Annotated in this window: 12 protein-coding genes and 1 pseudogene; 8 read left to right on the top strand and 5 right to left on the bottom strand. The window is 69.9% G+C overall.

Features of this window, described 5'->3' with window-relative positions:
- Window positions 1–190: 190 nt before the first annotated feature.
- Together ACOYYX_RS06530 and ACOYYX_RS06525 are read left to right on the top strand one after the other, a co-directional pair.
- Window positions 191–1161: pseudogene (locus ACOYYX_RS06530) on the top strand (zinc-binding dehydrogenase).
- Window positions 1162–1488: 327 nt separating this feature from the next.
- Complete coding sequence (locus ACOYYX_RS06525; protein ID WP_422929123.1) at window positions 1489–2790, top strand: hypothetical protein; 1302 nt, start codon at window positions 1489–1491, stop codon at window positions 2788–2790.
- Between the two features lie 67 nt (window positions 2791–2857).
- Here ACOYYX_RS06525 and ACOYYX_RS06520 read toward each other — a convergent pair whose 3' ends face one another.
- The 5 genes from ACOYYX_RS06520 to ACOYYX_RS06500 form a co-directional block, all read right to left on the bottom strand.
- Window positions 2858–3970, bottom strand: coding sequence for an ankyrin repeat domain-containing protein (locus ACOYYX_RS06520; protein WP_422929122.1), 1113 nt, complete (start codon window positions 3968–3970; stop codon window positions 2858–2860).
- Between the two features lie 56 nt (window positions 3971–4026).
- Window positions 4027–5277 carry a cytochrome P450 family protein gene (locus ACOYYX_RS06515; protein WP_422929121.1) on the bottom strand — a complete coding sequence of 417 codons (1251 nt, stop codon included), beginning with the start codon at window positions 5275–5277 and terminating at the stop codon, window positions 4027–4029.
- Between the two features lie 157 nt (window positions 5278–5434).
- On the bottom strand, window positions 5435–5938 hold the full coding sequence (locus ACOYYX_RS06510) for a hypothetical protein (protein WP_422929120.1): 504 nt from the start codon (window positions 5936–5938) through the stop codon (window positions 5435–5437).
- Between the two features lie 36 nt (window positions 5939–5974).
- Window positions 5975–6895, bottom strand: coding sequence for a macrolide 2'-phosphotransferase (locus ACOYYX_RS06505; protein ID WP_422929119.1), 921 nt, complete (start codon window positions 6893–6895; stop codon window positions 5975–5977).
- A gap of 165 nt (window positions 6896–7060) precedes the next feature.
- The gene (locus ACOYYX_RS06500; RefSeq protein WP_422929118.1) at window positions 7061–8734 is read right to left on the bottom strand and encodes a HEAT repeat domain-containing protein; all 1674 of its coding nucleotides are present in this window, start codon (window positions 8732–8734) and stop codon (window positions 7061–7063) included.
- A 298-nt stretch (window positions 8735–9032) separates the two neighbouring features.
- On the opposite strand from ACOYYX_RS06500, the gene ACOYYX_RS06495 reads away from it, so the two are divergent.
- The 6 genes from ACOYYX_RS06495 (at window position 9033) to ACOYYX_RS06470 (ending at window position 14217) form a co-directional block, all read left to right on the top strand.
- A complete protein-coding gene (locus tag ACOYYX_RS06495; RefSeq protein WP_422929117.1) occupies window positions 9033–10217 on the top strand; it encodes a protein kinase domain-containing protein in 1185 nt (394 codons plus the stop codon).
- 281 nt (window positions 10218–10498) lie between these two features.
- On the top strand, window positions 10499–11272 hold the full coding sequence (locus tag ACOYYX_RS06490; protein ID WP_422929116.1) for a hypothetical protein: 774 nt from the start codon (window positions 10499–10501) through the stop codon (window positions 11270–11272).
- Window positions 11269–11943 carry a class I SAM-dependent methyltransferase gene (locus tag ACOYYX_RS06485; RefSeq protein WP_422929115.1) on the top strand — a complete coding sequence of 225 codons (675 nt, stop codon included), beginning with the start codon at window positions 11269–11271 and terminating at the stop codon, window positions 11941–11943. The genes ACOYYX_RS06490 and ACOYYX_RS06485 overlap by 4 nt, the downstream gene beginning before the upstream one ends.
- Before the next feature lie 65 nt (window positions 11944–12008).
- Complete coding sequence (locus ACOYYX_RS06480; RefSeq protein ID WP_422929114.1) at window positions 12009–12836, top strand: HEAT repeat domain-containing protein; 828 nt, start codon at window positions 12009–12011, stop codon at window positions 12834–12836.
- Window positions 12837–12982: 146 nt separating this feature from the next.
- A complete protein-coding gene (locus ACOYYX_RS06475; protein WP_422929113.1) occupies window positions 12983–13480 on the top strand; it encodes a GRAM domain-containing protein in 498 nt (165 codons plus the stop codon).
- 476 nt (window positions 13481–13956) lie between these two features.
- Window positions 13957–14217, top strand: a complete 261-nt coding sequence (locus tag ACOYYX_RS06470) for a hypothetical protein (protein ID WP_422929112.1) — start codon at window positions 13957–13959, stop codon at window positions 14215–14217.
- Window positions 14218–14312: the final 95 nt, after the last annotated feature.

The raw sequence follows: 14312 nt of genomic DNA, 5'->3' as shown, positions 1-14312 counted from the left end.
TCATCCGGTCGTCGGACGACCCCGGCAAAAGGATCATAACCGCCCGGAAAGAAGTTGACGAGTTATGCGGCTTTCTGTAACCTCGCGAATGCGATTGGTGAGGTTACGGCGTGTCCGAGGCGGATCGGTGCGGTGCCGTCCCCAAACGGGCGCGTAGGTGGTCGGCAACTTCGTCGAAGGAGGAAGAGTCATGCGGGCGATCGTCATCCAGAAGTTCGGCGGGCTCGACAGCCTGGTGATCGAGGAGATGCCCGAGCCGGAGCCGAAGGCGGGGCACGTCGTCATCGAGGTGAAGGCGTTCGGCATCAACCACGCCGAGATGCACATGCGCAAGGGGGAATGGGCCGAGGCGGCGAGGGTCAGCGGGATCGAGTGCGTCGGCGTCGTGAAGTCCTGCCCGGGGGGCGAATTCGCGGTCGGGAGCAAGGTCGCGGCCCTGATGGGAGGGCTCGGCAGGACGATCGACGGCAGCTATGCCGAATATACCAGGGCGCTCGCCGGCAACGTCCTGGCGATCGAGACCGACCTGCCCTGGGCCGACCTCGCCGCGCTCCCGGAGTCGTACGCGACGGCCTGGACGACCTTGCATCGGAACCTGGAGATCGCCGAGGGGCAGACGCTGGTGATCCGCGGGGCGACCTCGTCCCTGGGGCAGGCCGCGCTCAACATCGCGGCGAATGCCGGGCTGAAGGTCATCGCCACGACGCGGAGCCGCGAGCGGTTCGCGATGCTCGAGGGCCTGGGCGCGAGCCGGGTCGAGCTGGAGGGCCCGGACCTCTCGGGCCGCCTGGCCGAGCGGAAAGAGGTCGACGCCGTGCTCGACCTCGTGGGCAACCGCACGCTCCTCGACTCGCTCGCGCTGCCGAGGCGGGGGGCCGCGTCTGCCTGGCCGGGTTCCTCGGCGGGCTCGCGCCGGTGCCCGACTTCAACCCCTTGCTGCAGATGCCCAGCGGGGTCCACTTCAGCTTCTTCGGCTCGTTCGTCTTCGGCACGCCGGGCTTTCCGCTGACGGACGTCCCGCTCCAGGAGGTCGTCGACCACGTCGCGGCCGGGCGCTACAAGGCGAAGCCCTCGCGCGTCTTCCGGTTCGAGGAGATCCGCGAGGCCCACCGCCTGATGGAGTCGAACCAGGCCGGCGGCAAGATGGTCGCCGTCATCTGAGCGGCGCCGGCCGGGGGGGCGTGGTCGAAGTCGAGGCCCCCCGGCCTCATCTTCCGAAGGGGCGTTCGAAGATGGTCCGGCGATCGCGCAGGCGACGCTGCTCCGGCTGGAGCGGGAGGAATTCGACGCGGAATGGCGTAAGATGGACCAGGCCCGAGCCAGGCATCGCGTCGGGGATGGAGCCCGGGGCGTCGGGAAGAGGGGGCCTGTGCCGCCCGTACCGCGGTCGGCGGTCGTCCGGAGAGGCCGGAGTGGACGCTTCGAGGGATTGTCAGGCTCGGCGGCGGGGATGATCGGAATCGAAGCGATCGAAGGGTGTGGTGAAATATGTCGGAATCCGAATCTCAATCGCAGCGGCTGCTGGAGTTGCTCGAGGAGTGCCTCGTCGAGCACGGTGGGGACCTCGGCGGGTGGACGAAGCTCGAGGAGGGTGCGCTTCAGATCTTCGACGGCCGGGTGACGCTGCGGGTCGAGATTTATGAGGTGGAAGGCGCGGACAGCGAAGGGGTGGTGCATGCCCACGTCCTCGCGACCCTGCACGAGCACGAGGACGAGGTGCTCGACGCCTGCCACGCGGGGAATGGGGACGACCTCGAGGAGGCGCTCGGGCAGGTCGCCCTGGCGTGGGTGGTCGGGGTCGGCGGGCCGATCCGTTCGTTCATCGACGACAGGCCGGTCTGCATGACCTGCAAGGCCGGGGTGCCCGGCGGGGATGCCGAAGCGGGGTATGTCGAGGGAGATTACGGGCTCCCTGGGCTGCGGGCGTACGTCGGGCCGGGGTTCTTCCACGGGATCGAGGACGAGGAGACCGTCACGGCCATCGACGACTCGAAGCCCTGGTTCCGCTTCGCCGCCGAATCCGCCGCGCCGAGGCTCGTCCACCTGGCGAAGGCCACCGTGATGGGGGACGGGGAAAACGGCTGGCGCAGGCACCTGGAGATCGACGGGCACGACGTCTCCCACGTCGAGGCCGACTGGCCGGCCGGAGTGGAAGCACCCGAGTTCGGATACCTCACGCGTTTTGCCGTGTTTGCATTTCCGAGGGATTCGGCGGAGGTCGCTCGCCGGGCCGAGCTGGAGCGGACCATCCGGGAGTTCGCCCAGGATTATGCCAGGTTCGACTCGGTCGTCGACCTCGAGGAAGACATGGCCGGACGGGGTTTCGACCCCGACCTGATCCATGAGGTCGAGTCGATCTCATCGCTCGCCTTCGGCCGCGAGGTCTTCAAGCGACACGACGTCAACTTCCCGACGACCGTCATCCGTGCCCATCGAGACGGCCGGATCGAGCCCGACGTCCCCCTCATGTCCCTCCCCGCCTTCAACCGCGCCAGGGCCCTCTTCCGCTCGTTGCGCCGGTCGATCGCCAAGGACGACCTCAACTCCCTCTGCTACCACAGCGCCGAGGCCAAGGCACTCATCAGGGCCGTCGAATCCGAACCCGACCTGGATCTGTCCACGGTCCGGATGTACCCGTGCATCGTCCCCGATCGGGACGCGAGCGACGAGACGATGGACGCCGCCATCGCTTACCTGCAAACGCTCGCCGAGCGCAACCGCCGGTCGAAGCCGACGCCGAAACTGAAGCCGAGACCGAGCCTGAAGCCGAAGAAAAGGAAGTGGCGTTGAGGCCATTGCTCCAGCATATGCAAGAGTGAAAACGCATTCGCGTGCTTGGACGTCGCTCGTCGCGGAGTCAGCCCGAAGGCGGCTGTAGGAGGCGGATGACTTCCTCGTGGCCGCCTCGGATGGCCCAATCCAGGGCGGTTAAATTGCCGCGGCCGACGGCGTCGACTCGGGCCCCGGCGGAGAGCAACACTCGCACGACGGCCGCATGACCGTGGAAGGCGGCGACGGCCATCGGTGATTCATTCTCATGCCCTGCTGCGTCAGGCTCGGCGCCGTGACGCAGTAGGAGGTCGACGGCCTCGGCATTGCCCCGCCGGGCCGCGTACATGGCCGGGCGACCGAAGGGGGCGTGGTGGCTGCGGTCGGGGTAGTCGGGGATCCCGTTCCGGACGCTAGGATTCTCGAGGATCGAGCGGAGGAGCGGGATGTCGTCGCAGGCGATCGCGTCGAGCAGGTCGCGCCGCGCACCTCGTCGGAGGAATAGCTCGACGACGCCTGGCTGCCCCTCCAGGGCCGCCATCGAGAGGGGCGTGACCCAGGCCCAGTTCGGCTTGTCGAGGTCGGCTCCGCGGTCGAGCAGCAGCGTCGCGAGGTCGACCCGCCCGGCGGTCGCCGCCCTCATCATCGCCCGGTCGCCGAGGTCGTCCTCGCCCTCGATGTCCGCGCCGAGCTCGAGCAAGGCGCGGACGGAGTCGATCTCGCCGACGTCGGTGGCGACCATCAAGTGCGTGTCATGATAATACCAGCGTGCGTTGCCGCTGGGGTCGGCACCGTCATGGCAGAGTGACCTGATCAGCCGGACGTCGCCGAGGAGGACGGCCTCGCGCAGGCCGAACTTGCCGCCGGCGTCGCGGAGGATGTCGAAGATCTCGCGAGACGGCCCTACCGTCGATTTCCAGGGGTTTTCGGCGGAGAAATGCGGCGAGGGCCGATTGACGGCGTACGTCTGGGCCGTCCACCCCATCGAATCCCGAGCGTCAGTCCTGGCGCGGTGGGCGAGAAGGGCGTGGACGACCCCGAGCTGTCGCCCCTTGGCGGCGAGCATCAGGGCCGTGCGGCCATGCGCGTCGCGGGCCTCGATGTGGACCCCGTCCTTGAGGAGGCGCCGGACGTCCGCGAGTCGGCCGTGCTCCGACGCCTCGAACCACTCGGCCTGCAACGCTTGCCACCGATCGGTCATCTTGCATTTCCGCCTATTTATGGAGAGATGGCGATGAGAATTGCCAATCGGCGTGATTATCCCAGCAAGACAGGCAGCGCCAGGAGCGAGCGCGATCCGATCCGGGGGGAGAAGCGGAGGGCCTCGGGGGGGACGGCGAGGCGGAGGCGGGGGTGGCGGGTGAAGAGTCGCTCGAGGGCGATCGCGGTCTCGGCGCGGGCGAGTGCGGCGCCGAGGCAGTGGTGGATGCCGGTGCCGAAGGCGACGTGACGGTTCGGGTGGCGGCGGAGGTCGAGGCGGTCGGGGGCCGCGAAGACGCTCGGGTCGGCGTTGGCCGAGGCGAGGCAGGCGAAGAGCATCTCGCCTCGGTGGATCGACCGGCCCTGGAATTCGAGGGGCTCGCGGGCGTAGCGGGGCTTGCTGATCTGCGCGAATGAGACGAACCGGAGCAACTCCTGCGCGGCCGAGTCTCCGAGGCTCCAGTCGGCCTTGAGGGCATCGAGCTGTTCGGGGTGGTCGAGCAGAGTGAGGACGTTCAGGGTGATCTGGTGCAGGGTCGTCTCGTGGCCGGCGGCGAGGAGGAGGAAGATCATGGCGACGACCTCATCCTCGGTCAGCCGGTCGCCGGCCTCCTCGGCCTGGAAGAGGGCGGCGATCAGGCCCTCGCGGGGCTCGGTCGACTGCCGGCGCAGCTCCTCGCGGGCGTAGCTGAGCAGGGGCCGCACGCCCCGGTGGAGGGCGAGCAGGAGGCTCGGCAGGCTCGTCGCGGTGGCGAGGTTCGACGCCCAGCCGGTGAACCTCGGCCGGTCCTCCGGGGGGAGGCCGAGGATCTCGCAGATGACCGCCAGCGGGAAGGGCCGGGCGAAGTGCGCGAGGAGGTCCACGCCGTCGGGGAGCGCGCCGCCTCGGCTTCCAGGCCGTCGAGCCGCCGCGTCGGCGAGGGCCTCGAGCCGGGGCCGGAGGGCCTCGACGCTCTGGCGGCGGAAGGCCTGGTCGACGAGGCTGCGGAGCCGGCGATGGTCGGGCTCGTCGCGGAGGAGCATGTTGGTCGTCAGGGGCCGGAGGGTCCTCGGGAGCCAGCGCAGGAGCGTGCCGACGCCCCGGTTCCCGGCCGTCGCGGGGCTCTGGACGAACCTCGCATGGTCGCGCAAGAGCTCGTTCACCGACTCATAAGTCGTCGCCATCCAGACCTTGCCGAAGATCGGGATCCGGATGCGGATCAGGGGGCCGCTCTTGCGCATCCGCGCGAGCGTCGGGAAGGGATCCCGCTTGAACGCCTGCGAGTTGAGGTCGAACTCGGCCTCGCGCTTCGCGCCGAAGATGCCCATGGCGGTCCGCCCCTCCTCCGCGAAGGCTCCGGGGCGTGGGAGCCGGCCCCTGAGCCGTTCGCGATTTCGATGGATCGACGCCGGCCACTCTAACGTCACGCGAGGTCGTCGACAATCGGCATCATCCCATCGTCGGGAACGAGGAAACGATAGAAATTCATACGTCTTTTTCGCCAATACGTTGGCGCAGGCGGGCGGAGCCATACTCGCCGCGCGTGCAGGATTTGCAGGTGCAGAAGGGGGGCTTGCCCTTGGCGGCGGGGAAGAATCGCCAGCCGACGAGCTGGGGCAGCGCGCGGATCCGGTGGATCTCGCCCGGCTCGATCGCGCGGGGGATGATGACCTCCCAGCCTTGCCGCTCCTCGGGGCCGGAGAAGCTCGCGAGGGCGTCGGCCGCGGTCATCTTCGCGTGGGGCTGGCCGTAGTGGCCGACCCAGACGGGCTCGTCGTCTCCGATCCGGAAATAGACCCCGAACATCGGCCCGCGCTTGAACCGCTTCAGCTCGCGGAGCCACTGGTGCGAGACCTGAAAGTGGCGCGTGACGGGCATCGCGAAGATGCCGCCGGGGCGCTCGCGAAAGGGCACCACCGCGCGACGGATGCCGACGCGGCGGATCTGCGCCGCCTGCGATTCCGGAGTCAAGTGAACATACAACGCCATCGCGATCGGGGCTCTCGCCGCATCTCGGACCGGGGCTCAGCCCGCATTCGGTGCGACTCCGAGTTGCGCCCTGGCCGCGTCGAGGTGCTCGTCGAGTCCGCTCGCCAGGGCGAAGAGGGCGTACTTGATGGGGAAGGCCGATTGGCGTTCGGCGATGTGCTGCTTCATGCCCGGCCAGGTGCGGCCGCCGGCGGTTTCGTAGGCGGCGAGGAGGCGGTCGAGGCCCTCCTCGCCGAAGCCAAGCCGGTGGCCGGTGAAGTCGATGGACGGGTCGCTCACCTCGGCCTCGGTCCAGTCGAGGACGCCGGTCGCGTTGGAGCCGGCGTCGACCACGACGTGCGCGACGTAGAGGTCGCCGTGGACGAGGGCCGAGAACGTCGGCCACGAGGCGTCGTCGTCGACCCAGGATCGCCAGCGCCTCCAGAGGTCGTCGCCGATGCCGACCTCGCGCTTGACGCGGTGGAGGTCGTCGGCAAAAGCCTTGCGGGCCTCGGCCGGCGTGGAGGTCTTGAGGCCGGCCGCGGAGGCCTCGGCGGGGTCGATGCCGTGGAGCGAGGCGAGGATCCGGGCGAAGGATTCGGTGAAGGGGGCGGAGTCCTTGTCGATGTGCCAGGTCGGCTCGTGGCTGGTCGGGTCGAGGGTCAGGGCGGTCGTGCCCGCGAGGCGAGGGTAGGCGATGAGCTCGGGCGAGACGACCTGCCAGTCGGGGACCTCGGCGGGGAGCCGGCCCTTGAGGAGTCGGAGGACCCTGGCCTCGTTGAGCGCCCTGGGCCAGACGTCGGGCCGGCGGGGGATCCGCAGGACCCAGCGGGTGCCCGATGCGTCGGTCGCGAAGGCCACGCGGAAGTCGAGCCCCATGTCGACCAGCTCGATGTCGCCCTCGAGCTTCAGGCCGTGCTGGAGGGCCCTCGCCGCGATGGCGGATTCGTCGGGGGGGCCCGCGGGTGTTGGCGTCATGTGTCCCTCTCGTTCAGGGCCGCCTCTCGCCGAGTTGTCCGACCTGACGGGCGCATTTCGAATTCCGCATCCGGGCGGATACAGCATCCTCTTGGGATGAGACACCCGCCGAGTGCCGGGGGTTCGCGCCCTTCCCCACGCCAGGATTCGCAAGGTTTTCGGCGATCACCGCGATGAAACCATGATCATCGCGGTCGTGATTCGTGGGCGAGCCCCGGCGGTCACTTCGCCCTCCGCCTTCCCCTCGAGTCGCGGGCGGTGATCGCTCGCAATCCGGGCCGCGAAGAGGGCGGGGATCAGCAGCGAGGCCCACCGCCAGATGGAGTCGAACCAGGCCGGCGGCAAGAGGGTCGCCGTCATCTGAGCGGCGATGGCGAGGGGGGCGTGGTCGAGGTCGAGGCCCCGGGCTCGTCCGGCCCGGACTCGTCTTCGAAGGGGCGTTCGAAGATGGTCCGGCGATCGCGCAGGCGACGGAGCGCCGACCAGCTCTTGTTGACGGGGGCCCGCCCCTTGAGGTCCGGGAGGATCCGCTCGGCCTCGGGGCCGAGCCCGCGGAGGGCCAGCTCGATCCCGATCTTCTCGGGCTCGAGCGCGCCCTTCCACGCCTCGACGAGCCGGGCGACCACGCGATCCTGCTCGGGCGTGCCCCGGGCGATCGCGAAGAGGACCTCGGCCAGTTGCCCCCGGGCCGCCGCCGAGGCCCTCGGCCTCGACTCGTGCAACGCGAGGAGCCTCGGCAGCGCCCCCGAGGCGGCCGGGCCGATCTTCCCCAGCCGCCCGGGCCGCACCATCCCGCCTCCGCTCGAGCCTGGCCTCGGGCGTCAACCCGCCGGGGCCGGTCCCCCGGCTCGATCCCGGCGGGTTCGCGTCGTCCAGGATCTCGCGGAGCAGTGCGACGGCCTCGTCCGTCTGGGGGCCGGACGCGGGCGTGACGTCGCCGACCGCGTCGATGGCCGGGCCGAGGACCGCGGCGCCGGCGTCGAAGTCGCCTTGGCGGGGGGACTTGAGCTCCCTGCGGATCAGGGCGAGGAGCGCCGGCAAGGAGTTCGAGGCGTCGCGGCCCATCCGGTCGATGGCGTCGGTGCAGGCCATGCAGACCCAGGCGTCGTCGCTCGACAGGCCCTCGATCAGGGTGGGGAGGGACGGGGCCTCGAACCGGACGAGGCTGACGGCATTGAAGAAGGCGTTGCGGACCTCGAAGGGCTCGACGGGGATGTGCCGCAGGGCGATCGGCAGGAACTGCGCCGGCCCGTCGACGAACATGGCCGCGGCGCCCGCGGCCTCGATGCGGACCTGCCGGTCCTCGTCCTCGAGGCAGGCGATGAGCCCGGGCGGGGGCTCCTCGAGCCGGCCCCGGCTGGCCGCGATGCCGAGCGACTGCGCCGCGGCGGCCCTGACCCTGGCCGAGGGGTCGTCGAGCAGCTCCTCGAGCGCCTCGCCCGCCTCCCGGCAGATCGCCGCGACCGCCGGGTCGACGTGCCCGAATCTGGTCGAGAGCGAGTCGCTGCCCGAGATCTGCCGCCCGATCGCGCCGGCCGCCGCGTAGCGGAGGGGCTCCGAGCCATCCCCCAGCGCGCGGACGAGCGGGGGGAAGACCCGGGCGAGGTCGACCTTCCCGTGAGAGCTGAGGCGGCCGATGGCGAGCGCCCTCTGCTCCGCGTCCCCCTTGTCGATCTTCGCGATGAGCTCGTCGAGCGGCTCATTCGCGAGCACGCGGAGGGGATCCTTGTCCAGGACCTCCACCTTGTAGATGCGAGCGCCGAGGGCGGCGAGGGCGATGACGGTGAGCACCGCCATGAGCCTGCCCATCCCCTCGGCCGGGTTGTCAGTCTTGGGCATGATTGAGGTGAATCCGCATGCCGATCTGTCCGGGACGGTTCGATGGGATCATGGGGCCAGCCGGCGCATTATATCATCGTCGCCCCCCGGTTCAACGAACGAAATCGCGCATCCCGCTCGGATAGATTTGTCATGCCGTGATGCGTTGAATTTATGTTAAATCATCAGGATTGTTTCGCGTCGGACTCTCCGCGCGCCCGGCCGTCGACCGATGTCGGGCGCTCGCCGGGCCGCGTGGAGATGCTAGACTGGTGGGGTCGGCTCGCACGAGGACGGTAGGGAGGAGGGGATCCAAACGATGCCGGGGCCCAGGCAGGTCGGGGACTTGTTGGCCGAGCGGTTCGAGATCTTCGAGGTCCACCAGGGGGGGATGGGGGTCGTCTACGCGGTCAGGGATCGCCTGGGGGCCGTCGAACGGCCCAGGATCGCCCTCAAGACGCTCTACGATGAGCTGTTCCTCGACCGCGAGCGGGGGGCGCGGTTCTCGTCGGAATGCCACCTCTGGGTCCACCTCGGGAACCACGCGAACGTCGTGCAGGCGTACGCCGTGGAGGAGATCGAGGGGCGCCCGCACATCCTGCTCGAGCTGATCACCGGCGGCGACCTCCGGCGGCAGATCGGGACGCCGGGGCTCGACCTGCCCCGCGCCCTCCGGCACGGGGTCGAGTTCTGCCTCGGGATGGAGCACGCGATCCGCCAGGGGCTCCGCTGCCACCGCGACATCAAGCCCGCCAACCTGCTGCTCACCAGGGGGGGCTCCCTGAAGATCACCGACTTCGGCCTCGCGGCCATCCGCGACGAGATCATCGGCACCGGGCCCGACCGGCCCGACGACCCGATCCCCCTGGTCGAGTCGTCCGGGGAGCAGACGATCATCTGGGACGACCCCGCCGACCAGGACGGCCAGAGCCCGCCCCGCGTCCTCCCCGGGCGAGGCGCCCCCCCCGGGCGGATCGGGCCCGACGGCCAGTCGGACGCCCCCTCCCCCGCCCCGACCACGGCCCCGAATCCGGCCCCGAGGCCGGTCCCCGAGGAGACCCACCTGCAATCGACGATCGACCACGTCCCGGCCCATCGGATGGGCCCCCCCGACACGACCGTCTCGCGCCTGACGCGGACCGGCGTGATGGTCGGGACGCTCCCGTACATGGCCCCCGAGCAGTTCCACGACGCCAGGTCCGTGGACGTGCGCGCGGACGTCTACTCCTTCGGCATCGTCCTCTTCCAGATGCTGACGGGGGGGCTCCCGTTCCGGGGCAACACCGTCGCGAAGCTCGAACGCCAGCACTGCCGGGCCGCCCCCCCCTCGGTCGTCCCCGCGATCCAGCGCCGATACGCGAGGGAGGCCGGGCGGGTCGACGAGATCGTCAGGCGCTGCCTCGCGAAAGACCCGGCCGACCGCTTCGCGACGATCCCCGAGCTCCGCCGCGCCCTGACCGAATCCCTGCGCCGGGTCGATCACCATTATGATCCGCGGGGCTGAGAGACAACCCTCGCAGGCCGGCGCGAGGTCATCTCATGCAAGCCCCGCGCGAATCGTCGACCCGACGCACAACGGCCGTTAGTCTTTACTTGTGATCAATCACACGGATTGATCGCGATGAAAGGTCGTCATGGATCCGATCTCCTCGCGTCCGAGCCGCCCCCCCTCCGCATGCCCGGCATTCGCTTCGAGGCCCGACGGATGCTCGGGCGATTGATGAGCGCCTCTTGTTTTTCGTCACGGCGAACGCTGTGCCGGTCATGATTTGAGGAGGAGGATTCGTGGCCCAGTCCGACCCCGCACCGATCCCTTGGTGGCTCGTGCCGAACCTCCTCTCCCTCGACGCGCCGGCCGCGGCCGTCGTGTGGCAGCGGTTCCTGGCCGCCCGCTTCGGCACCGGCGTCCCGCGATCCGCCACGATTGCCCTCGCCGCCATCGTCTGGTGCATCTACCTGGCCGACCGGCGTCTCGACGCGCGTCGGGGCGACTTCGAGGCCGACCGGCACCGGGTCGCCGACCGCTTCCCGCGCGCGTTCGTCGGCCTCGCGATGGCTAGCCTCGCGGTCGCCGTGGTCGCCACATCCCAACTGCCGGCAAGTTACTTCGCGGTCGGTGCGTCGTTGGGCCTGGGGGTCGCGGCTTACCTGGCCGCCGTCCACGTCGCCCCGGGAGTGGCCCGCCTCGGGGCGAAGGAGCTGCTCGTCGGGGCCGCCTTCGCCGCCGGGGTGACGGTCCCCCTGGCCGCCTCCGGCCCGCCTCCGGTCAGGTGGCTCCCGAGTGCCGCGGCGTTCGGCGGCCTCTGCTGGTTGAACTGCCGGCTGATCGAGCGGTGGGAGGGCCGGCGGGCATGGCCGGGGGACGCGGTGCTGGGGGCGGCCGTCGTGACCTCCGCGGCGGTGCTGCCACTGGCGGTCGGGCTGGCGGTAGTAGGGGCCTCGGCGGGTTTGCTGGCCATCCACCTGACCTGCCGCCGCCGGCCTCGGGCGGCTCGGGTCCTGGCGGACGCCGTCCTCCTGACCCCGCTCCTGCTGCTGCCCCTCGGGTGGCGAGCATGACCCCCCCGCGATTCGACGCCCTGGCCCCGCACTACGCCTGGATCGAGGCCGTCTCCTTCGGCGGGCTGCTCCAATGGTGCCGCACGGCCCTCGTGGGCGACCTCACCGACGCGAGGCGGGTCCTGATCCTGGGCGAGGGGGACGGCCGATTCCTCCGGGCCCTGCTCGCGCACAACCCGTCGGCCACCGTCCATGTGGTCGACGGCAGTCTGAGCATGGTCGACCTCGCCCGCCGCCGGGCGCAGTGCGGGAGGGTCACCTGGCAGGTCGCCGACGCGCGGGGGATTGAGTACCCCGAGTCGGAGTACGACCTGGTCGTGACCAACTTCTTCCTCGATTGCTTCGATTCGGGGGATCTCGACCGCCTCATCCCGCGCGTGGCCGGCGCCCTGCGGCCCGGCGGCCGTTGGCTCCTGGGCGACTTCCGGGTCCCGGCAGGCCGGATGGCCCGCGCGGGGGCGTGGGTGCTGCTGGCGATCATGTACGGGTTCTTCCGCCTCGTCACCCGCCTCCCGGCCTCGCGACTGGTGGACCCGCGGCCATCGCTCCTCGCCTGCGGACTGACGCCGCTGCGAGCCGAGCGGCGTCTGGGAGGGTTCTTGACGTCCGAGCTGTGGGCTTCCCCGGCCTTGGCCTTCGGTTCGATCGATCCCGAGAAAGTCGCGGGGTAATGAAGGGGAGTCGTATCGTTTCTCGATGGTTCGAAAGATCTTCAAGACACCCTCGGAGGACAGGCATGAGAATCCGCGGCGTCATGATCCTGGTGGCGGCGGCCGGCGTGGCGCTGGCGGTCGGGGGCTGGGCCTGGCGTGCCTATTTCAGCCCGACTCATCGCTGGCTGCGGACGGTCCGCGACCCCGACGCGGGGATCGGGCGCTGGGAGAAGTCCGGGCGTGCGCTCGGGGGCGCCGACCCTTGGGTGAGCCCGGAGATGGCGGCCTCGGCGCTGATCGGGGCCCTGCAATCCCCGAGGTGGAACGTCCGCGCCGACGCCGCCGCCGTCCTCGGCCACGGGGGCAAGAAGGCGGAGGGGGCGATCCCCGCGCTGATCGCGGCCTTGCACGATCCCGAGGAATCGGTCCGAGCCGGGGCATTGCGGTCCCTGGGGCTGATCATCACCGGCGGAGGCCGGGGGCGGGACGAGGTCATCCCGGCCCTCATCGGGTCCCTGCGCGATCGGGCCGCCTGGGTCCGGCAGACGGCGGCCACCGAGCTCGGGGTCATCGTCAAGCCGGGCGATCGCGAGGCCAACGCCGTCATCGTCCCCCTGAGGTCGCTCCGGGAGGATCGGAGCCCTGCCGCGAAGGTCTCGGCCTGCTGGGCCCTGACCCGCCTCGGCCTGGGGCGAGAGTGCATCCCGACCTTGCTCGGGGCGCTCGACGATCCCGAGATGACCGTCCGCGCCCTGGCCGTCGGCACGCTCGCCGAACTCGGGCCCGGCCCCCCCGAGGCCATCAAAGCCCTCGAGGCCCGGCTCGAGGCCGAGGACAACCCGATCATCCTCAAGGAGGTCGAGAAGGCCCTCCTCAACCTCCGCGGCGAGGTCGAAACACCCGGGCCGTGAGCCCCGATGGGGCGTTCGAGAGCCGCGGTCGTCGCGTCCGGCGTGGATGTGTCCGCTCGCGGCCGGTCTCGCTATACTCCGGCTTGCAGGCGCCCCGGTCGAAGGATTCGCGGCCGCGACCTCAACTCAGATGGAGGCATTCGGACATGGTTCGCATGCTCAAGTTATTCGCGATGACGGCGCTGCCCTTCGGTGCTTTCATGACCCTGTTCTTCTGGATCATGCCGGGCTCCAAGGAGAGGGCCATCATTGGAGGGATGACTTCCGGGCTCCTCTTCGGGGTCGCGATCGTGGCCTTCACCGAGTGGCAGCGATCCCGCTCCACGAAGGAAGTCCCGGACCTCGACGGCGAGCGGCTCATCAAGGATGGCCCGGCCAATCATTTCCGCGGCCTGGAGAGCGTCGGCGGCTGGCTCTACCTGACCGACCATCGGCTCTACTTCCGCTCGCATCGGTTCAACGTTCAAAACCATGAGCTGACGATCCCCCTCTCCGACATCCGCGACGTCAAGACGTCGATGACGCTGGGCATCGTCCCGAACGGCCTACTCATCTCGACCGGCCTCCGTCAGGAACGGTTCGTCGTCGTAGGCCGCAAGGCCTGGGTCGAGGAGATCCGCCGGGGCGCCGGAGTGACGACGTAGCCCACCGCGAGTGCCCTCCCCTCCGACGACGACGATCAAGTTGCCAGGCCTGACGATTCAGGCCTATCGCCCGTCCTACTCATCGGGCGAGGAAGGCTGGACTTCCCGGGGCGACCACGACTTTTCCTTCCATGCCTCCTGGAAAAGCCCATTCGGTTCGAAACGGACGGATTTGCACACCGACGGATCTCGATTATGGGTCGATAGGCGAAATTACGGCAACGTCCGCGACGGCGATCTCGTCCAGCTTTCTTACGGACGCGTCTACATCAACGACATCGAGCGGGAGCCTGCCCCGGCCACCGAGAGTCGGCCGATGCCCGTCTCCGATGTGAGCCCGAGGGGGGGGCGCTGACCCCTTCGAAGTGGAAGTCGCCGGCTTCGGCCGGTATCCTCGACGTGACGGCGGGGTCGATTCCCAGGCTCGGTCGATCGTCGAGCCGACATCCCGTGACCGCCGTCGCGAGGGCCAACGCATGGACAAACCCGATGACGGCTCCGTCCACCTGTTCCTCGCGCTCTGCTGCCTGGGGTGTGCGGGGATGAGCTTCCTCGTGATCATCGTCTTCGGCTGGACGCTGCGAGATGGCCTCGGCCCCGGCTCGGTGGAGAGCACCGGCTGGGTGGCCCTGGGACGCTTCCTCGGCTCCGCTGGGATCCTGCTGCTCATCCCCGCCGCGTTCCTGGCCGCCGGCATCTGGCTCTATCGCGAGGACCTTCGCCGCCAGGACCGTTGAGCCATCGCCCCCCCGGCTCGACGAGTTCCGCCGTCTCGCACGCGATCCAAGGAGCTTTGCCCAGGATTTCGCGCCCGCCGGAAAAAAGGTGAGAC

This window comes from Singulisphaera chitinilytica (assembly GCF_049331405.1).
In the GTDB taxonomy this organism is placed as follows: Bacteria; Planctomycetota; Planctomycetia; order Isosphaerales; family Isosphaeraceae; genus PoT.
Note: the sequence above shows the minus strand (reverse complement) of the source record. Positions and strands in the feature narration are given on the sequence as shown.